Genomic DNA, 17,551 nt, shown 5'->3' with positions numbered 1-17,551 from the left:
TACTGTAGAATTAAGCCATCTCTATCATTAATTCACCTTTTTCAACGGTGTTACCACTTTTGGTGTTGATGGCTTTTATAGTTCCATCTTTTGGAGCACCAATGGTGTTTTCCATTTTCATAGCTTCTAAAATCATTAAAGTTTCCCCTTCTTTAACTTTTTGACCTTCTTTAACATTTATACTTAAAATCATTCCTGGCATTGGAGCTTTAATATTATTTTCTTTTTTTGCGGCTCCAACTGAAAATCCCATTTTATTGATTAAGGAGTCTAGTTGATCAGAGATTTTAATTTTGTAACTATGTTTATTTACTTTAATAACATATTGTTTTTGATAAAAATGAGATTGCTCTAATTCTATATCAAATGATTTGTTATTATTTATTAAATGAAATTTGGATTTAGATAATTTTAAAAGGTCTAAACTTTTTGCGTCCGAATCTTTAAATTCGTAGAGGTAAGATTCATCAACTTTCACTTTAAATTTTTTTTCCATAACGGTTAAAATTAGTTGAAATGTATTGAATCATATAAAGTTATTAAATAATTTATTATGAAAACACAAATAATGAATATATTTTTTACATAATATGCTTTTTTTGCTATTTTATAGAGTTTTTTTTAAGAATATGTTAAGAAAAAAGAGTTAAAAGCAGTTTTTTTTAAATAATAGTTTCTTGAAGTATTTTTAAAGAAAACAAGTAAATGAATCTAAAAGTTTGAATTTTGTTTAAAAGAAGATTAAATATTTTGAGGTATTTACATAAAATTAAAAATCAATAATTTTAGTTTATTTTTTTTCCTTGAGTTGTAAAAGATAAACCTTGTTGACCTGTGGTAGATATCATAACAGCTTCAAATAAAGGTTCATTTAAAGTTGGGTTTATCATCCAATGAAAAACAAAATTAGCACCTGTTCCGCCTTCTTTGTCGCTTTCATCTATTACAATTTCAACAGTTTCTAAAGGTGAAATATAAATTGTTTTGTTAAAGTAAGTTCTTATTAAATTTCCTTTGGTATTATAATAGTCAGCTTTTTGAATGTATATGGTATCTTTTAAATTGGTATTTCTAATACTTATAGTTGCTGTTAAATCATGTGTTCTATGTTCGGTACTGTTGTATATTTGAGAATATACTGCTAAGTAGGTTTTACCAAATTTTAAAGTATCACTTAGTGAATTATAAATGGTTCTTTTATTCCAATTTACAGGTGAAATTGAACTGATTTCTTTTTTATTTTCACAAGAAGAAATCATTGAAACAATAACGAATAATACAACTGCTGCTTTTCTCATAATTAGAATTTTAAGCGTGATAAAAATACAATAAAGTTCCGATTTTTTATATTAGAATTTATTATAAAACTTTTCTAAATGGTTCAATATGAATTAATACATCATTTAAATTAGGTATTTTTTCTTGTAACCTGTCTTTTAAATTATGTGAAATTAAGTGCCCTTCTTTAACAGAAATTTCTCCACTAACAATAGCGTGTAAATCTACATGATATTTCATTCCAGTTTTTCTAACAAAGCATTTTTCTGTTCCTAAAACGCCTTCAACGGTAATAGCAATATTTCTAATTTCTTCAATTAAATCATCATGCACGTGTTCATCCATAATTTCACCCAAGGCAGGTCTAAATATTAAGTACGCGTTGTAAATTATAAATGCAGAAGCAAAAAGTGCAGCCCAATCATCAGCAGCTTCAAAACCTTCCCCAAAAATTAATGCTATAGAAATGCCTATAAAAGCAGTAATAGAAGTTATTGCATCGCTACGGTGATGCCAAGCATCAGCTTTTAATGAAGTACTATTGGTTTGAATACTTTTGTGAAGTACAATTCTGTATGAAATTTCTTTCCAAATTATTATAATTCCTAAAACAATTAAGGTCCAAGGTTTAGGTGCTTTTTGTGGTGAAAGTATTTGATGAATACTTTCATAAGCAATTACAGTAGCTGAAATTATTAAAAAGCCCACCACTAAAAAAGTGATTAGCGGTTCAATTCTACCATGACCATATGGATGATTTTCATCAGGGGGTTTGTTGGCATATTTAATACCTAAGAATACTAAAAATGATGAAAATATATCGGTTGTGGATTCTATTGCATCGGCAATTAAAGCATATGAATTTCCTAAGATACCAGCAGCAGCTTTTATTAGAGCTAATAAAAGGTTACTTAAAATGCTTAAGTAAGTTGTTTTTAAAGCGATTTTTGGGTTGTTCATTTTTAAAAATAGTGCTACAAATATCTGAAATAATTAAAGAATTAATTTACTTTTTTAAAATTATTATGGTATGTATTTCATTTATGTTATTCGGTTTTTTATAATTTTTATGGAAAATATCAATGATTTTGAAAGAGTAATTTTTCAATACTTTTTTTAATGATTTTAATTGATGATAATAAAAATATGTTCGGGCACCACTACTGCCAGAAATAAAACCAGAATTACTAGGGTCTCCTTCTACAAAACTAAGGTATAGTATTCCTGAATTGTTTAGTAAATTATTACAATCGTTAATTAATTTAATACAATCTTTATTTGAAAAATATGGAATACAAAAGCCGCAAACTATGGCGTCAAAAGAATCTTTTAGCAGATGGATTTTTCTGCCATCCATTATTTCAAATTCAGCTATCGGATTATTTTTTTTGGCTAATTGGATCATATTTTCAGAAACATCAATACCTTTTAATTTTAATTGAGGGTTTTGTGTTAACAGGTATTTACTAATATTACCTGGTCCACAACCTATTTCAAGTACTTTAGCTTTTTTTTAGGTATAGATTCAACTAAAATTTGATAAGTATCGTTGTAGATATCTAAATCCATAAACTTATCTTGATAAAATTTAGCAATAGTATTCCAAGTAATAAATGTTTCTTTATATGTATCCATAAAAAAAACTTTTTGATACTAAATATGTTGATCAATTAAAATAGTATTACCATCAGGATCTTTGACTACAATGCTTCCAGGACCTAAAGTTTTTTCGTCCACTTCACGTTCTAATTGAATGTTTTTACTTTTAAGGTGTTGTTGAATTAATCGAATATCATCATATTTTGTTAAGACATTAGCATTTTCATCCCAGCCTGGATTGAATGTTAAAATGTTGTTTTCAAACATTCCTTGAAACAAGCCAATTAGTGATTTCTCATTTTTCATAATCAAATAATTATTTTCAATTGCTCCAGCAAAAACACTAAACCCAAGGTGTTCATAAAATTCTTTTGAAGCCTTGAGGTTTTTAACAGCAAGACTTATTGAAAATGCTCCTAAATTCATAATGTTTACAGATTTACTAATTATTCAGCTAAAGTTACTAAAAATATGTTTTTGAACTAAATCTCGATTTCGTTAATTTTTTTAATCAATTCAAGTGTTTTAGATTTTAGTTGAGTTTTTAAAACCTGTTTTTTTTCCGTTTGGCTATCTTGTATCATAGAGTGTGTAGAATTTTTAGGTATTGATGTATGGAGTTTAACTAATTTATTTCCAAGGTCAACTAATTCCAAAAAAGTATTAATGTTTTTTGGATAAGGCATTGGTGGATATATTAACTTAAAAAAATCTTTATGTTTTTCTTTATATATTGAAGAATGCAATACCGCATATATATAATGAAACAAATCTTTTAAAGTAAATGTGGTTTTAAAATCGTTAGTAAGTTCTGTACTATTAATAAAGCAAAGGTTGGTTTGAGTTTCATTTTCTTTTAAAAAAATAAGACTTGTTTTTTTAGAAATCCTATCAATTATTTGATTGTCAAATTTTGAAGAATTATAAAACTTATTTTTTGTGTTCTCTTTATTATTTAAAGGGTTATTTGTGTAAAATTGATTTGTAATGCCTTTAAAATTAAACTGAAATTTATTGGTAATTAAATATTGGTTAAAGTGTGTTTCAGTTTTCATTTTAACAAGATCAATTTTTTAAATCATCAGAAAAATGTCCTTTATGTTTTCCTTTTGAGAATTTTTGAGTATTAAATTTTAATGATTTTCCTTTTGGAATAGTTAAACTTTTCCAATGGTCAGATTTAATCATTTTACCAATGTAAACAATTTGTCCAATATGATAAGCATAATGTGCTAATTGTCTGTTTACTGCATCAATAATAGTATGTGATTGATTTCGTATATAAATTTCGGTATTGAAGTTATTTGGAGTTATTTTATTTAAAGCATTAAATAAACAATTCCAGCCTTCTTCCCATTTTATTAAAAGCTCTTTTTTAGTTTTTATAACAGCTTCAAATTCTCGGCCTCTATTTCTCCATTCTTTTTCACCATCAGAATGTAGAAAATCTGTCCAACGAGATTTCATATTTCCAGACAGGTGGTTGACAATAATTGCGATGGAATTACTTTCTGTATTATACTGCCAAAACAAATCAGATTCTTCAAGTTGCTCAAAAGTTTTTTCTCCAACAGCTTTGTAATATTCAAATTGCTGAATACAACTTTTGAGGCAAATTAACCCCATTTATTTGAAGTTTTAGTTTATTCTTTAAGTTGAAAATCTATAGTTGAAACAACTCTTACAATTTTTATTTCTGGAGTGTTTTGGTCTCTATCATTGATAGAAAATAATCCTTGTCTAGCGACTCTGATTTCACCCACTTCAGAATTAGAATCACGTGCAAATTTTTCTGCAACTTCTCGAGCATTTTTAGTAGCCTCTTCAATCATAGAAGGTTTTAATTCATTTAACCCTGTAAAAATATATTCAATAGGTCTCCAGCTATTTTTTGATCCTAATAAAATATCTTTTGAAATAAGTTCAAGTGATTCTATTAATGCTTTTTGAAGTTTTTTTATATCTTTTGTTCTAACTGTAAATTCCGATTTAGCTAAATATCTATATTCGTTTTTTTGATAGCTAGAATTGTAGATATTAGCCTTTGCATCATTTATATTTGCAATTCCTTTGGAAAGTTCACTTTCATCAAAACCTTGTTTTATAAAGAAATTATACACTTCTTCATTTTGTTTTTCAATCTCAGTTTTTAATAATTTCAAGTCATTTCCTGTCAACATAATGTGCATTGGCCAAACAGCTAGATCAGCTGAAACTTCACGTTCAGATAAACCTTTTACTTGTACATAGCGATCGTATTTTTTTCCAGTCTTGTGCATGTTTCCAATAAAGAGTCCTGCAATTACTATTGATGCTCCAAGTAATAAAGTTTTTATCCAGTCTAAGTTTTTCATAATATTTTTTTTAGAGTTATTGATTATAATAAGTTAAAATTACAATTTGGATATTTAAATAAAGTTAGTTTAAAGTTAATATTATTTATGATTTTTAAAAATAATAACTTTGTAAATGTTAACAATTACTATGCCGAAAAGATATTTAAAATTATAGATAAATTTTAAAAACAGAAAAATGTTATTTAAACTTAAAAACCACTTAAATTTTAAATTTAAGCGGTTTTATTGCTAATTCTTATAAGTATTAGTGAACTCGATAGGATTTTTTCACCATAGCTTAAAGAGAACAAATCGAAAATGAATTCCGATTAGGAATTTACAGTAATGAACTAAGGCTGTTATTGGCAATATGTTTAATTACAAGTGTCACTCAATTCTTGAGAATAAGATAGTGAAACTTTTGGAATTTTCTAACCATTTCGGATTTTGAAGCATGTTAAATTTGGATTTCTGTCCACTTTCAAATCAATTAATTCTTGATTATAGCTTACATCAAGGCTAGTAAGCAAGTTACTTAAACTGAATAGATGCTTTATTTCATAATATTGTTATTTATTATTAATATTCTTCAATATATTTTCTTTTATGGGTTTAAAGGCTACCCAATAAATATCACCTTTATTTTCGCCTCCTCTATGGAAAAATAAATAGTTGCCATCTGGTGAGACACTTGCAGTCATTTCAGTTTGATTAGTGTTTATTTTTGGTCCTAAGTTATAAGGCTTTGACCAAATACCATTTTTATTAAAGCTGATGTATAAATCACTTCCACCAAATCCTAAATCGCTCTTGAAATCATAAATCATATAGCTTTCATTTTGAGCAATGTATGAATGAGCTATCCATTTTCCAGAAGTATTAATTTCTTTTCCCATTCTTTTAAAGCTTTTATATTGACCGTTTTCCTTAACCGAGTTATAAATAACCCAATCTTCTGGTTTGTCTCCTTTTTCTCCTGTAGTGAAGTATAAATTACCATTTTCTGTAGACGTTAAGTACATTATTATTGATTTATCTAAAAATGGTTTCTCTAACGGTACTGGTGTACTCCAGCCATTTGCTTCTCTCTTACTATACCATTGGTATAATCCAGATGATTTAATTGAATCGTATAGTGGTCTTGTACTACCAAAATATAGCTTATCTCCATTAGGGTTAATATGAGGCTCGAAATCCCACCCTTCAGTAGCTGTAAAAAATGCTGTTTCTGGGTTGGACCACTTACCATCAATTAACTTCATGGTATAAATTTTATTGTCCTCCCCATTTTTTCTTCGTGTAAAATATATTTCATCCATTTCTGGCGTAAACGTAATGGCAAACTCATAGTTATCAGTCGAAATAATCCCTTCCCCAAAAACTAATGGAGCATCTGTTGGAATGTTAGAATCTAGCAGAATTAAATTTGATTGAGTTTCTTTGATACAAGAAAAGAAAAGGAAGACTAATAATTGTAATGTAATGTTAACTCTTTTCATTTTTTTATTGTTTAATTTTTAAGAACAAAACATTTTTCGCTCTACTGCTAGATACCTCAAACCCTATAACATCATTAACCGAGTTTCTTACGAAAACCACTTTCAGAAACGAACCTTTATTACCGAGGAAATAGTCCTTTTTAATAGCTTTTAATTTAAAATCACCCAGTCTTGTGTGTTTTGCCACTAACAGATCTTCTTTAACATAAAATGAGTAATACGCATTTAATTCAGAACTGTAATACCTTCCTATGAATTCTTGAAGTGTAGTTGCATTGTAATGTGCAGGACGATATTTTTCCGAATAAATCTGAGAGCCATCATCCAGTGTAATTATCATCTGGTTATTTGTAAAAGAGATACCAACATAGCTATCAATATTCATTTCAAAAGTATGTTCGCCAACGGGTACTAAAGCGGTATTGCCATTTTTTGTAATGAAACGTAAGGTGTCATTTTCTACTTTTATTTTTCTAGAATATTGGTCGCCTTCATCCCAATAATGACCCTCATAACGCATTAACTCCGCAGGTGTTTTTGATATTGGTTTTTGATGTGGCAACTTTTTAACTGTTGGCTTTTTGTCCGTTTTATGGGTAGTATATTGTTCTAAACAAATATCCATGATGTCATACACCATTCTAGCACCATTGATTTCACCATTTGTGTTTGCAAAAACTAGACTAAAATTTAATTCTGGAAAAGTTGCCAAATAGGCCTGATAACTTGCGTCTTGACCACTATGTTCTATACGTTTAAACCCTTTATACGTATTAATAAACAAACCATTTGCATAGCCATAGGTTTCTCCATTATTCAAATACTGTAAGGTTTGAATTTTATTAAAGATAACTTCGTTACCCACTTTTTTTGTGTCATAATTAATTGCCCATTTACTCAAATCTGTAATTGTTGTATTGAGATTGGTAGCACCAACACTGAAGTTATTAAATAGATCTTCTACGTAAATTGAATCAACTTTGAAATAGGAAAGACTTTTATTTTTAATAACCTGTCCTTCTTTATCTACAAATTTAGAATCATACATCTGTAGGGGTTCAAAAATGCGCTTATGAGTAAATTCTACAAAAGACATCTTCGATACTCTAGCTACAATTTCTGCTAACAATGCATAGTTTGCATTGCTATACATATGTTTTTCGTTGGGTTTGAAATTTAAGGTCTTTTGATTAAAAATAATATTCAATACTTGTTCATTGGTAATCACATCATCTAATGTCCAACCTGAGAGGCGTAATAGGTTATACTTATCTTTTAATCCACTTGTGTGATTTAGTAAATGACTAATGGTTATTTTAGGTTCAAATTTATGCATCTCAGGAAGGTAGATTCTAATATCATCTTCTAAAGAAAGTTTTCCTTCATCTTCCAGTAAGAGAATGGCAAATGCGGTAAACTGTTTAGAAACTGAAGCCACATGAAAAGAAGTCTCTTTGTGAATCGGTATTTCATAATCAAGATTGGCCAATCCAAAGTACTTTTCATATATCAATTGATTGTTTTTTACAAGCCCAATGGCAGCGCCTGGTTCATTCTCATTATAATTACTTAAAAGACTATCGATTTTAGTTGTTATGTGATGGATGTTGATTTGCTCATTATTGTTTTGAGCAGATACAATTGCACTACATAAAACAAGTAGGGCAGTTGTTATTATTTTAAAAGTTTTTCTCATTTCAATTATTTTTAAATCTAACTCCAAATTCCAGTTGCCGCAGTTTCCTTAGCAAAGGTTTCAAAGTCTTTTGCAGGCCTACCCAATACTTCGGCAACATCATTGGAAACTTCTTGGTTGTCTGGATTGCCTAATACTTCTTTAAATAAATAACCAAAGAGCCAAATATAAGAGTTCGGCAAGCCAGCTTTTCGCATACCTTCTTTAAACTCATCAATAGAAATAGGCACAAATTGAATGTGTTTATCAATGGCTTCAGACATAATGCTTACTACCTCCTTAAAGGTTCTTTTTTGTGGTCCTGTAACCGTTATGGTTTGTCCATTATATGCATCATCGACAATCACTTTGGAAACGACGTCAGCGATATCATCAGTATCAACAAACGGAATTTTAACCTCTGATCTGGGTAGTGCAACAACACCATTTAGGACGAATTCTAAAAAGGCACCTTCACTAAAATTTTGATTAAACCAGGATGCTCTTACCAAAGTGTAATTGAGGCCGGAATTGGCGACGATATCCTCACAAGCTTCTGCTTCTGTTTCTCCTTTACCAGAGAGTAATACCACTTTTTCTAATCCTGCCTCTAAAGCTTTTTCTGTGAGTATTGTTATGGCATCTCTTGAACCTGGCATAGCCAAATCTGGATAATATACGATGTAGGCTCTATCCATATTTTTCAAAGCTGAGCTATAGGTGTCTATATCTTCCCAATTAAAATTTGGATTTGTTTTTCTACCCACAACGCGTACGTTGTGCCCAGATTGTTTTAAATTTTCTGCAACTCGGCTACCAGTTTTTCCATTTCCTCCTATAACTAAAATGTTTTGTTTCATAATATTTACGTTTTATATAGTTTGATTTTGTTTATTAATTCCTGCTTTGATATACCAATACAGTACTGTTATGGCTAGAAATTCTAAGCCTATAAACCAAAAGCCTACATCTGTGAAAAATTGATGATAGGAACCCCCATTTGGGATAATAAAAACAGGAACAGTAATTAAAGCATCTAAAACTGTTGCGGTTAAAAAGAAAGTTTGTCCTACCCAATATCCATGAGTGTTTGTTTCTTTTTTGTAATATTGTTTTGCTCCAAACCATACTAATGGTATTACTGAGATAAAAAGCAGCATATTTGCTTGTTGTTCTGCATTTTCTAAAATGAAGATATTTGATGAGAGTGTAAATACACTTACTCCTAGAATCCAGATAATAATGCCAATACTAATAGCTCTTAAATATTTCATGATTTTTTGTTTTATAAGTTTTGTAATTTGATTCTGTTTGAATTAAGGTTTTGGTAACATTTCTATTTAATGATTATCATACCTAAAAAAATAAAGTAAGTGATTTGGTTATCTTTACTTGAGTGGTTAAATTGATAACACAAAGGTGCGAAGTGATCAAAAGAATTTTTTGACTCTTAAAGACAAACTTTTGACATTTTACGCCAAAAGTAATTTTAGATTTTTTTTCTGAATTCTGAAGGGGTAAGTTCAGTCCATTTTTTAAAGGCACGATTAAAAGCACTTTGCTCAGAAAAACCTGTTAAGAATGCAATTTCGCCTATACTCTCAGTATTTTTGTGTAGCATTTCTTTTGCTATTTTTTCTTGAGTTTTTTTAACTAAATCACGATAGCTAACTCCAGCTTCAGAAAGTCTTCGAGTAAGTGTTCGATTACTCATTGCTGTAAGGTCACTAATGTAATGTATACTTGGAATACCAGTTGGAAGGGCATCTTTTATTAGTGTTTCTACATCATGAACAAACTTATTACCAGGAATTTTTATACCTTTAGTTTTCTCATCAACTTGTTGAAGTAAATAGCTATGGATACTAGCATCTGCTTTAGCTGTTCGTAGCCTTAGATCTTCTGTTTTATAGCTTATGGAGTACTGTGATTGCTCAAATAAGATAGAACAATTAAAAGCTTTTTTATGACTAGTAAGATCTTTTGGTTTTTTATGTTTGAAGCTTACCTGAATAGGGGAAATCTCTTTTTCAGACATGGCTTGTAAAACCACCACTGTTGCAGATAAACTAGCCTCAGTTGATAATTCCATGCCTCTTCTATGAGCTTCCCTATTGAGGATAATATGAGAAACATTTCCTACTTTTTGGATTTGCCATAAAAATGTATTAGACAATAGTTTAAAGTAGCGTTCGCTACGTTCGAAAATTTCACCTAATCTAGAACAAGTTCGCCAAGAAAGTCCTAAAACGCCATAATCTTCGATTATCATTTTTTGGCCTACTCTTACCGCAAAACCGCGTCCAAGCTTATCAGCAAGTAATTCATGTAAGGATAAGAATTCTTCTGCTGAAACTACTTGCAAATGATCTACAGCGTTAATTGGTTTTGATAAATCCATAAAATCTTCTATCGACATGCCTTCCTCTATAGCACAATTTAGCATTTTTATATATAGATTTATAGAAAAGTATTTCATGCATTTAAAAATACTAAAATATTTTATTTTAATTTTTTTAAATTATTACTAACGGTCTTATTTGTTTATAGAACTAATTGGAATACCAGGTTGAACCCTTTAAAGGAAATAGTTTAAGTTGTCTAATTTTTAGTCAATCTATTTCAAGAAAGTACAGTTGAGATTTTTTTAGAGAACGGATTTTATATGATTGTGTAACTGGAAAATCGGAGATTTTTCGGACGTAGCTAATCGCTTGTTGAATGTTAGTCGTTTATATTAGTTCAAATGTAAGCATAAATTATATAAGGTGTTGGGTAATGTATTTTTTATTCAGGAGTATTCTCTTTAATCTCAAATGAATATTCTTTTTCTATTATTTTTTTTCACTTTCTGTTAAATTCTCAAATTGTTTTTTGAACTTTTGCTCTGATAATTCATTTCTCAATTTACTGAATACAAATTCAAATGAATTGATGAATTTTACATAATCTCCATAGTTTACACCTCGATTAGCATCGATAATAATTTAACTTTTAATAATATCATTTATTTTATTGAAGTGCTATTTAAATTATTGAATTTTAATCAACCTATTTAAGGAAAGTACAATGATTAATGACTTACGTTGTCTACTTTCATATGTTTATCTAAAAATTTGTACACTAAATTAAATTGTTTTAATGGTTCAATATGTCCTCCATTTAATATAACGTGTTTTTTATAGTGTTTGAAATTATTAGCATTTAATCTTTCTATTATTTTTTGTGACATTTCTGTAGCTGGCCATTGGTCATCATCCTTTCCTGATATAATCAAAATAGGTCCATTAATATTTTCGACTGCTATTTCCGCTCTTTTTACTGCTTGTTTATCTTCTAGCATCATACTATAAGCAGTATATAAATCGCCTTTAATTGCTGGTGAAATTGTTTTCAATGGAGCAGGCACATATGGAATTTCTTTGCTTTTATATGTCCAAGAAGATGTGTTTGCATATAATGTTAAGGCTGGAAAACTAACATGAGAAGTAGATGCTGCTATTACACCTTTAAATTCGTTATATCTACTAGCTAAATTTAAAACCAACTCGCCTCCACGGGAGCCACCGAACAAAATTATTTTTGTCTCATCAATTTTCGAATGTTTTGCAATTGATAAAATGGTATCTCTTATTGCGTCAAGTGAAATTCTGTCCAAATATTTTGGAGTTCCATTTGTCTTAAAATAGCCAATGGCCAAAACGGCATAGCCTTTTTGATTTAAACTATCGCGTTTACTCTTTAAATAGCTTCTTGACCAATCGTTACCTCCACCTCCAAAACCCACAAACAAGGGCTGTTTGTTAGCTTTACCTAAATACAATTTTGCTTCTACCACTCCATGTCTGCCGGATAGTTTCGGCACATATGTAAAAAGGTAAAGTAATCCTAAACTTAGGACAAGGATAAGAATTATGCCTATGATTTTAATTTTTGTTTTCATGAGAATTATGGTTAAAATTTAACTTTAAAGTACATTCCAATTTGTTGTGTATTAATGTTGGGAATAAGTATAATATTATCATACTTTTTAAAGGGATTCCAGTTTTTTAAAGGTTCGAAGTGATAAACCAATTTTGTAACTAAAATTCCCAAACCAGCTCCTACCAATACATCTGATATCCAATGTTTGTTGTTTACAACACGAAGACTGCCAACCAAAGATGTAAGGGCATAACCACTATATGCAAATATTGTAGCTGTGTCTTTAAATTCCTCATACAAAACACTAGCATTTGTAAAAGAGAAGGAGGTGTGCCCTGAGGGGAAAGCATGATTAGACCCATCAGGGCGTTGTTTATTGAATAATCTTTTTCCAGTATGTGTAAGGCTTGCAGTAATTATATTAGCAATAGCTAAGTATTTGGTTTGATCAAACCAATGATTTTTAGATTTTATTTTGAGTAAATCTGCGGTGTACAATTCTACGATGGGTACATATTGAATTATATCATCTATGGGGAGCGTAAAACCAATTTCTCTTACGGTACCATCGTGGAGGCTGTTTTTAAGCTTTTTTTCAAGTCGGCTGCCCGATAGGGCTGACCCGACCAAAATTATTGAAGCAGGAAGTATAATTTCTTTTATTTTTAGCTTGTTTTTATTAGATTGTGTAACCAATGTATCTAGTGCTTGTTGTCCTTGAGCCAAATAGGGTAATACTAAAATGGCGAGTAGTAAAAAAGGTTTAAAATAATTCATAGTTATTTTTTTGTTAATCTTTTAAATCCGTAGTATATAATGCCACAACAAATGAATAGTCCAGCAATTGCGGGAATTAAAATTGATTTTCCAGATTCACCTGCGTTTTCAATACTCCATACCATTTTCCCTGTAGCCATTAAACCGATTACAGCTACTCCAAGCACTAAGCTGCGCTTCCAAAAGGCTAGCCCTAGTGTTATAAATGAAATTGGAATGGTTAAGGTTAGCAATATTTTTTCCGTATTCCATTGCCCGTAAAGGTATTCTTTCTCAAATTCTAAAAATTCTACTACGCTTTTACTTACAATTTCGGGTTTTGGAAACCAAAACATACTGGTAAACAGGGCGAAGATTGAAATCATCATACCAGAAAACTTTTTTCTAAAAGCAAAATAGCAGAACGGAACTAAAAACAATGGTCTTAAATACCAACTCCATTGATTATGGTGGCGTTCAAAAACCCAATCAAAAAATAGCTTATTAGTCATTGCCAACACAATGAAACCCACTGTGAGGATTAAAAAAAGGCTTCCTAAAATAATATCTGTTTTTCTGTCTTTTGTTGTCATCTTTATTATGAGGTTAGGTGAGTGAATTTTGTTTTATTTCTTCAACCAAAAAACCTAAAGGAATAAGTAATAGTCCAAAATAACAAAACCAAAATGCGAAAAAGTTTTCATAATTCATTTGACTGTTTAGTATTGGAAGCTCATAGAGCCCTTCACTTATTCTAAAATAGAATTTATGGGCAAACCCTGTAAACTGTTTGCCAAATACATAGGGTGATGTACCTAATAAAGAATGTACCACACCCAAAAAAATTAAAACTCTTCCGTTGCTTATTTTCATACTCCACATATAGTTTTATCAATAGTATAGGTTTCTATCATTTGTTTCTGTAAAACCTTTTCTGGTGAATATTTCAAAATGATATTTCTAAGTAACTCCAATGGTTTATTGGTAATGGCCATTTTGGAGGTTAATCGTGATTGCTCCACAAGCTTTTTTACTTTCGTTTTTCTAAGGTTGTAAAAATTGTTGAATGCAACATCAAAGGCGTTTGATTGATGGATGAGATTGGATAGGTAAAATGCATCTTCCATTGCCTGTGCACCACCTTGTCCTAAATCTGGTGTCATGGCATGTGCAGCATCTCCAATTAAGCAAATGGTGTTGGTATGCCATTTGTTCATCCATTCTAGGTCTGATAAATCGCCTCGTATTATTTTGTTGGCGGAAGTGTTTTGTATTAACGTGGTTACAATAGGATGGTGCTGAGAAAACAATTCAATTAGTTTAGTTTTAACAGTTTCTCTATTCTCTTGTAGATTGGGTTCACTTAGCATTACGGCAAACCAGTAGGTTTTTCCATTTTCCAGTTTGGAAACGCCAAACTGAAGTTTTTTGCCCCAAAGTGTAAATCCGGCAGAGACCAGATTATTATCAAGCTCAAAGTCAGCTACTCCACGCCAACAGGTTTGTCCGGAATATCGAAGTTTACTTTTAGGAAATATTTGTTGTCTCACCTTGGAGTTAATTCCATCTGCACCTATTATCACATTGGTTATCTGAGTAGATTGATCGTGAAAATTAATTGTATATGAGTGGTCACTGTTTTGGAAATACGATTCAAATCCCTTGTTCAATTGTATATTTGCTTTATTATTAATAAAGGAATAGAGTATTTTCTGTAACACCCCTCGATGTATGGCTAATGTGGTGTAGCCGAACATATCTTTTACAAAGTCTTGACTTGAGTCTCGGATAGGCTGTAGTTTGTGGTTTGTTAATAAAATTTTATTAAATGAATTTCCCGAACGTTGTATGCTATGCAATAGGCTGGGGTTAATCCATTCTAGAACTTGTAGTGCGTTTGGTGAAAGCCATATTCCTGCCCCAACTGTTTTTAATTTATTTACTTTTTCATAAAGAGTATATTCTATGCCTAATTTTTCAAAGCACAGTGCTGTGGTTAACCCACCAATTCCTCCTCCAATAATTGATATGTTTTTCATTTTATGATGTTATTTTAATAACCAAAACCTCCTAGTTTTTATTTTATGCGTTCTTTTCTCCTAGTTTTTCAACCTTTTTTAGCCATTTTGTCCGGAATTTATCTTTTGAGAGTCTAATAGGACCTATAGTTGTTATTTTAACAGACTTAACTCCAATGAATTTTAATGTTAACTTTTTCATAGCGTTGTGATTGGGATTTCCATAAAACCACTTATAGTACCAACTTGGCTGGTCTAGTGTGCAAATTATTCTTGATGTTTTAGAAATAAATAGCTTATCCCACCAAAGCGAATTTTGTCGTTTTTGAAACGCAAATCCAGGAAGTAATACCCTGTCTAAAAAACCTTTCATAATAGCTGGTACCGAGCCCCACCAAATGGGATAAACCCAAACAATATGGTTTGCCCATTTTAATTTTTCCTGAGCTTCCTTAAGGTCGGGTTCTAATTCAGTTCTTTTTCTATATCCGAACTCTAAATTTAGATTAAAGTTTAGCTCTCGGATATTTATTGTTTTAACTGTTGCTTTAGTGGTTAAAGCACCTTTAATGTAAGAATTAGATAGTGCATAATTGTAACTTTCTTTATCAGGATGCCCATTAATAACCAATATCTTTTTCATATGTTTAGAAATAGGTTTTTACTTTTTGTTCTATTAATAAATTAGGTGCTAATTTTTTTGTGTTAAAATATTTAAACAACGCAAAGGAAGCTGGGACTGTTAAAAAAAAGAAGCATATAGCAAATGTTAGACTACTAGCCAGTATTGCTATTAATTGGGATATTTCTGAACCAAAATATTGTTCTTGTAGCAAAAAATATTGATAGGTAGATAAAGAATATTCGTAGAAACGAATGGTTGTTTCGTAAACAAGCCAAGCAGGGTAGAACCATTTTCTAAAAGATGTCCACCATTTTCCCCAAATTGATTTATTGATAGTTTTTTTTTCTTCCATTTGTTTAACTTTTAATACAAAGATCAGATTAATGGAAGTATCTTCATTTGATATAAATCAAATTCGAACTTTAGAGTTGCGAATTCTGCTTAGCGTTTCAAGTGTAATGCCTAAATATGAAGCAATATGTGTTAGAGCTATTCTTTGTGTAATGTCAGGGTAAAGACTTATTAAGCTTTGATATCTTTCTTCTGCTTTAGAAAATTGGATGGTATGCAATCTTTCACAAAGACCTAACATAGTTTCAGTAACAACTTTACTAATAAACCGTTCAAAATCATGATACTTATTTGAGAGATTCTCAACTGTATCTTGTGAAAACTCAAGAGCCATTGAATCTTCTACAAACTCTACATAATGAGGACTAGGTGCTTTGCTAAAAAAACTTACTATGGAAGCCATAAATTGATTTTCAAAAGTGAACCAGTCTGATATGTCTTTCCCATCTTTTAAATAGTATGCTCTTGCACAACCATTTATAATTAAATAAGCCTTTTTAGAATACTGACCTTCTCGTACGACAACTTCTCCTTTTCTAAAAGTTTTAATCTCACAATTTTTAATGAATTCATTTTGACATTCTTTGGTAAGAGAAGAATATGATTGTTCTAATTTTTTAAAAAGAAGTTCTATGTTCATTTTCTTAATTGGCTATGGTTTAGTAGAACCAAAGTTGTGATTTGGTTTTTGTAATTTTTTGCTTGTTAAATATACTCATTTTAAGGTTTAAAAATATTTTAATTTAGTGAATGAAGTTTTTTTTGTGTGGTGTTGGAAACTATAATTTTTATAACAGATTTTTCAAATCTTGACGTCCAATTATTGCTATAATCTCAACAACTTTATCATTCTCATTTATCTTAAAATAAATTGAATCTGAACCACAAGCACATTTTCTATATCCTATTCTAATATAATCAACTGATTCAAATGAATACGGACTTTTTGAAATCCTATCAAAATATTCAAAAAAGAAATTAAAATAGTCATCTGCTTGTGTTTCTCCAAATGTTCTTATTCTGTAATGATGAATTCTTATTAAATCTTCTTTTGCTGTATTACTCAGCCTATAATTAGCCATTCAATAAAGATTTTGATTGAGCTAAAATTTGCTTTTTAGAATCAGAAGTGAATCCACTTTTTTCAGCTCTTTCCAGTTTAGAGCTAATCCAATCTATTTGAGCTTGTTGTTGCCTTGCTTGTCTAATCAAATCATTAACTAATTCACTTTTACTTGAATATTCTTTACTTTCAATTTGAGCTTTTAACCAATCATCATTTGGTTCAGTAAATGAAATACTTTGTCTTGCCATAATTTTTATTTTGATGTAAATATACATCAAAAATGCATCTAATCTAAATTTTAGTTTTCAGTTTTAAAGTCATTCATTATTGTTGCCAATGGTCTTCTTTATTTAACATTCATTAAATTAGAGAAGAAAAGAGGAGAACTAAAACAGTCTTTAAGATAATAGGCTAATTAGACATG

24 protein-coding genes are annotated in these 17,551 nt (G+C 30.1%); all 24 read right to left on the bottom strand.

Annotated features, from left to right (window positions below; genetic code table 11):
- Positions 1-10 precede the first annotated feature (10 nt).
- Positions 11-496 carry an acetyl-CoA carboxylase biotin carboxyl carrier protein subunit gene (locus Q0714_RS05775; RefSeq protein WP_298263444.1) on the bottom strand — a complete coding sequence of 162 codons (486 nt, stop codon included), beginning with the start codon at positions 494-496 and terminating at the stop codon, positions 11-13.
- 289 nt (positions 497-785) lie between these two features.
- Entirely contained in the window at positions 786-1,298 is a 513-nt protein-coding gene (locus tag Q0714_RS05770; RefSeq protein ID WP_298263443.1) for a DUF3124 domain-containing protein, read from the bottom strand.
- A 61-nt stretch (positions 1,299-1,359) separates the two neighbouring features.
- Positions 1,360-2,238, bottom strand: a complete 879-nt coding sequence (locus Q0714_RS05765; RefSeq protein WP_298263442.1) for a cation diffusion facilitator family transporter — start codon at positions 2,236-2,238, stop codon at positions 1,360-1,362.
- 46 nt (positions 2,239-2,284) lie between these two features.
- A complete protein-coding gene (locus Q0714_RS05760) occupies positions 2,285-2,737 on the bottom strand; it encodes a class I SAM-dependent methyltransferase (RefSeq protein ID WP_298263780.1) in 453 nt (150 codons plus the stop codon).
- A gap of 29 nt (positions 2,738-2,766) precedes the next feature.
- Entirely contained in the window at positions 2,767-2,913 is a 147-nt protein-coding gene (locus tag Q0714_RS05755; protein ID WP_298263440.1) for a hypothetical protein, read from the bottom strand.
- Positions 2,914-2,931: 18 nt separating this feature from the next.
- On the bottom strand, positions 2,932-3,303 hold the full coding sequence (locus Q0714_RS05750; protein ID WP_298263439.1) for a VOC family protein: 372 nt from the start codon (positions 3,301-3,303) through the stop codon (positions 2,932-2,934).
- A 56-nt stretch (positions 3,304-3,359) separates the two neighbouring features.
- The gene (locus Q0714_RS05745) at positions 3,360-3,932 is read right to left on the bottom strand and encodes a type ISP restriction/modification enzyme (protein ID WP_298263438.1); all 573 of its coding nucleotides are present in this window, start codon (positions 3,930-3,932) and stop codon (positions 3,360-3,362) included.
- Between the two features lie 10 nt (positions 3,933-3,942).
- Positions 3,943-4,503 carry a DUF1572 family protein gene (locus Q0714_RS05740; protein WP_298263437.1) on the bottom strand — a complete coding sequence of 187 codons (561 nt, stop codon included), beginning with the start codon at positions 4,501-4,503 and terminating at the stop codon, positions 3,943-3,945.
- 17 nt (positions 4,504-4,520) lie between these two features.
- Positions 4,521-5,231, bottom strand: coding sequence for an SIMPL domain-containing protein (locus Q0714_RS05735; protein WP_298263436.1), 711 nt, complete (start codon positions 5,229-5,231; stop codon positions 4,521-4,523).
- Between the two features lie 551 nt (positions 5,232-5,782).
- A complete protein-coding gene (locus Q0714_RS05730; protein WP_298263434.1) occupies positions 5,783-6,712 on the bottom strand; it encodes a hypothetical protein in 930 nt (309 codons plus the stop codon).
- Between the two features lie 4 nt (positions 6,713-6,716).
- Complete coding sequence (locus Q0714_RS05725) at positions 6,717-8,408, bottom strand: serine hydrolase (RefSeq protein WP_298263433.1); 1,692 nt, start codon at positions 8,406-8,408, stop codon at positions 6,717-6,719.
- 17 nt (positions 8,409-8,425) lie between these two features.
- Positions 8,426-9,247 carry an NmrA family NAD(P)-binding protein gene (locus tag Q0714_RS05720; RefSeq protein WP_298263432.1) on the bottom strand — a complete coding sequence of 274 codons (822 nt, stop codon included), beginning with the start codon at positions 9,245-9,247 and terminating at the stop codon, positions 8,426-8,428.
- Between the two features lie 12 nt (positions 9,248-9,259).
- Complete coding sequence (locus Q0714_RS05715) at positions 9,260-9,661, bottom strand: DUF5367 family protein (protein ID WP_298263430.1); 402 nt, start codon at positions 9,659-9,661, stop codon at positions 9,260-9,262.
- 215 nt (positions 9,662-9,876) lie between these two features.
- Positions 9,877-10,806: an AraC family transcriptional regulator gene (locus tag Q0714_RS05710; RefSeq protein WP_298263428.1), complete on the bottom strand. Its 930-nt coding sequence runs from the start codon at positions 10,804-10,806 to the stop codon at positions 9,877-9,879.
- Between the two features lie 654 nt (positions 10,807-11,460).
- The gene (locus Q0714_RS05705) at positions 11,461-12,252 is read right to left on the bottom strand and encodes an acyl-CoA thioester hydrolase/BAAT C-terminal domain-containing protein (protein ID WP_298263427.1); all 792 of its coding nucleotides are present in this window, start codon (positions 12,250-12,252) and stop codon (positions 11,461-11,463) included.
- Between the two features lie 89 nt (positions 12,253-12,341).
- A complete protein-coding gene (locus tag Q0714_RS05700) occupies positions 12,342-13,088 on the bottom strand; it encodes a phosphatase PAP2 family protein (protein ID WP_298263426.1) in 747 nt (248 codons plus the stop codon).
- Between the two features lie 2 nt (positions 13,089-13,090).
- A complete protein-coding gene (locus Q0714_RS05695) occupies positions 13,091-13,660 on the bottom strand; it encodes a hypothetical protein (RefSeq protein WP_298263425.1) in 570 nt (189 codons plus the stop codon).
- Between the two features lie 13 nt (positions 13,661-13,673).
- Complete coding sequence (locus Q0714_RS05690; RefSeq protein ID WP_298263423.1) at positions 13,674-13,940, bottom strand: hypothetical protein; 267 nt, start codon at positions 13,938-13,940, stop codon at positions 13,674-13,676.
- Positions 13,937-15,106: an FAD-dependent monooxygenase gene (locus Q0714_RS05685; protein WP_298263422.1), complete on the bottom strand. Its 1,170-nt coding sequence runs from the start codon at positions 15,104-15,106 to the stop codon at positions 13,937-13,939. Before Q0714_RS05685 ends, Q0714_RS05690 begins: the two co-directional genes overlap by 4 nt.
- A gap of 43 nt (positions 15,107-15,149) precedes the next feature.
- Positions 15,150-15,728 carry an NAD(P)H-dependent oxidoreductase gene (locus Q0714_RS05680; RefSeq protein ID WP_298263420.1) on the bottom strand — a complete coding sequence of 193 codons (579 nt, stop codon included), beginning with the start codon at positions 15,726-15,728 and terminating at the stop codon, positions 15,150-15,152.
- A 4-nt stretch (positions 15,729-15,732) separates the two neighbouring features.
- Positions 15,733-16,062 carry a hypothetical protein gene (locus Q0714_RS05675; RefSeq protein ID WP_298263419.1) on the bottom strand — a complete coding sequence of 110 codons (330 nt, stop codon included), beginning with the start codon at positions 16,060-16,062 and terminating at the stop codon, positions 15,733-15,735.
- 57 nt (positions 16,063-16,119) lie between these two features.
- Positions 16,120-16,701: a Crp/Fnr family transcriptional regulator gene (locus Q0714_RS05670; protein WP_298263418.1), complete on the bottom strand. Its 582-nt coding sequence runs from the start codon at positions 16,699-16,701 to the stop codon at positions 16,120-16,122.
- A 148-nt stretch (positions 16,702-16,849) separates the two neighbouring features.
- Positions 16,850-17,143 carry a type II toxin-antitoxin system RelE/ParE family toxin gene (locus tag Q0714_RS05665; RefSeq protein ID WP_298263416.1) on the bottom strand — a complete coding sequence of 98 codons (294 nt, stop codon included), beginning with the start codon at positions 17,141-17,143 and terminating at the stop codon, positions 16,850-16,852.
- Positions 17,136-17,375: a type II toxin-antitoxin system ParD family antitoxin gene (locus Q0714_RS05660; protein WP_298263415.1), complete on the bottom strand. Its 240-nt coding sequence runs from the start codon at positions 17,373-17,375 to the stop codon at positions 17,136-17,138. The genes Q0714_RS05665 and Q0714_RS05660 overlap by 8 nt, the downstream gene beginning before the upstream one ends.
- Positions 17,376-17,551 lie beyond the last annotated feature (176 nt).

The sequence above is a fragment of the uncultured Lutibacter sp. genome (assembly GCF_947493565.1).
Lineage (GTDB): Bacteria > Bacteroidota > Bacteroidia > Flavobacteriales > Flavobacteriaceae > Lutibacter > Lutibacter aestuarii.
This window is presented reverse-complemented; position numbering and strand designations above follow the sequence as displayed.

Coding starts and splice junctions, on each gene's coding strand:
- Q0714_RS05770 (WP_298263443.1), bottom strand. CDS start 1,298: ATGAGAAAAGCAGCAGTTGTATTATTCGTTATTGTTTCAATGATTTCT.
- Q0714_RS05685 (WP_298263422.1), bottom strand. CDS start 15,106: ATGAAAAACATATCAATTATTGGAGGAGGAATTGGTGGGTTAACCACA.
- Q0714_RS05720 (WP_298263432.1), bottom strand. CDS start 9,247: ATGAAACAAAACATTTTAGTTATAGGAGGAAATGGAAAAACTGGTAGC.
- Q0714_RS05765 (WP_298263442.1), bottom strand. CDS start 2,238: ATGAACAACCCAAAAATCGCTTTAAAAACAACTTACTTAAGCATTTTA.
- Q0714_RS05710 (WP_298263428.1), bottom strand. CDS start 10,806: ATGTCGATAGAAGATTTTATGGATTTATCAAAACCAATTAACGCTGTA.
- Q0714_RS05670 (WP_298263418.1), bottom strand. CDS start 16,701: ATGAACATAGAACTTCTTTTTAAAAAATTAGAACAATCATATTCTTCT.
- Q0714_RS05680 (WP_298263420.1), bottom strand. CDS start 15,728: ATGAAAAAGATATTGGTTATTAATGGGCATCCTGATAAAGAAAGTTAC.
- Q0714_RS05675 (WP_298263419.1), bottom strand. CDS start 16,062: ATGGAAGAAAAAAAAACTATCAATAAATCAATTTGGGGAAAATGGTGG.
- Q0714_RS05775 (WP_298263444.1), bottom strand. CDS start 496: ATGGAAAAAAAATTTAAAGTGAAAGTTGATGAATCTTACCTCTACGAA.
- Q0714_RS05755 (WP_298263440.1), bottom strand. CDS start 2,913: ATGGATACATATAAAGAAACATTTATTACTTGGAATACTATTGCTAAA.
- Q0714_RS05665 (WP_298263416.1), bottom strand. CDS start 17,143: ATGGCTAATTATAGGCTGAGTAATACAGCAAAAGAAGATTTAATAAGA.
- Q0714_RS05750 (WP_298263439.1), bottom strand. CDS start 3,303: ATGAATTTAGGAGCATTTTCAATAAGTCTTGCTGTTAAAAACCTCAAG.
- Q0714_RS05690 (WP_298263423.1), bottom strand. CDS start 13,940: ATGAAAATAAGCAACGGAAGAGTTTTAATTTTTTTGGGTGTGGTACAT.
- Q0714_RS05660 (WP_298263415.1), bottom strand. CDS start 17,375: ATGGCAAGACAAAGTATTTCATTTACTGAACCAAATGATGATTGGTTA.
- Q0714_RS05740 (WP_298263437.1), bottom strand. CDS start 4,503: ATGGGGTTAATTTGCCTCAAAAGTTGTATTCAGCAATTTGAATATTAC.
- Q0714_RS05735 (WP_298263436.1), bottom strand. CDS start 5,231: ATGAAAAACTTAGACTGGATAAAAACTTTATTACTTGGAGCATCAATA.
- Q0714_RS05725 (WP_298263433.1), bottom strand. CDS start 8,408: ATGAGAAAAACTTTTAAAATAATAACAACTGCCCTACTTGTTTTATGT.
- Q0714_RS05745 (WP_298263438.1), bottom strand. CDS start 3,932: ATGAAAACTGAAACACACTTTAACCAATATTTAATTACCAATAAATTT.
- Q0714_RS05695 (WP_298263425.1), bottom strand. CDS start 13,660: ATGACAACAAAAGACAGAAAAACAGATATTATTTTAGGAAGCCTTTTT.
- Q0714_RS05730 (WP_298263434.1), bottom strand. CDS start 6,712: ATGAAAAGAGTTAACATTACATTACAATTATTAGTCTTCCTTTTCTTT.
- Q0714_RS05715 (WP_298263430.1), bottom strand. CDS start 9,661: ATGAAATATTTAAGAGCTATTAGTATTGGCATTATTATCTGGATTCTA.
- Q0714_RS05700 (WP_298263426.1), bottom strand. CDS start 13,088: ATGAATTATTTTAAACCTTTTTTACTACTCGCCATTTTAGTATTACCC.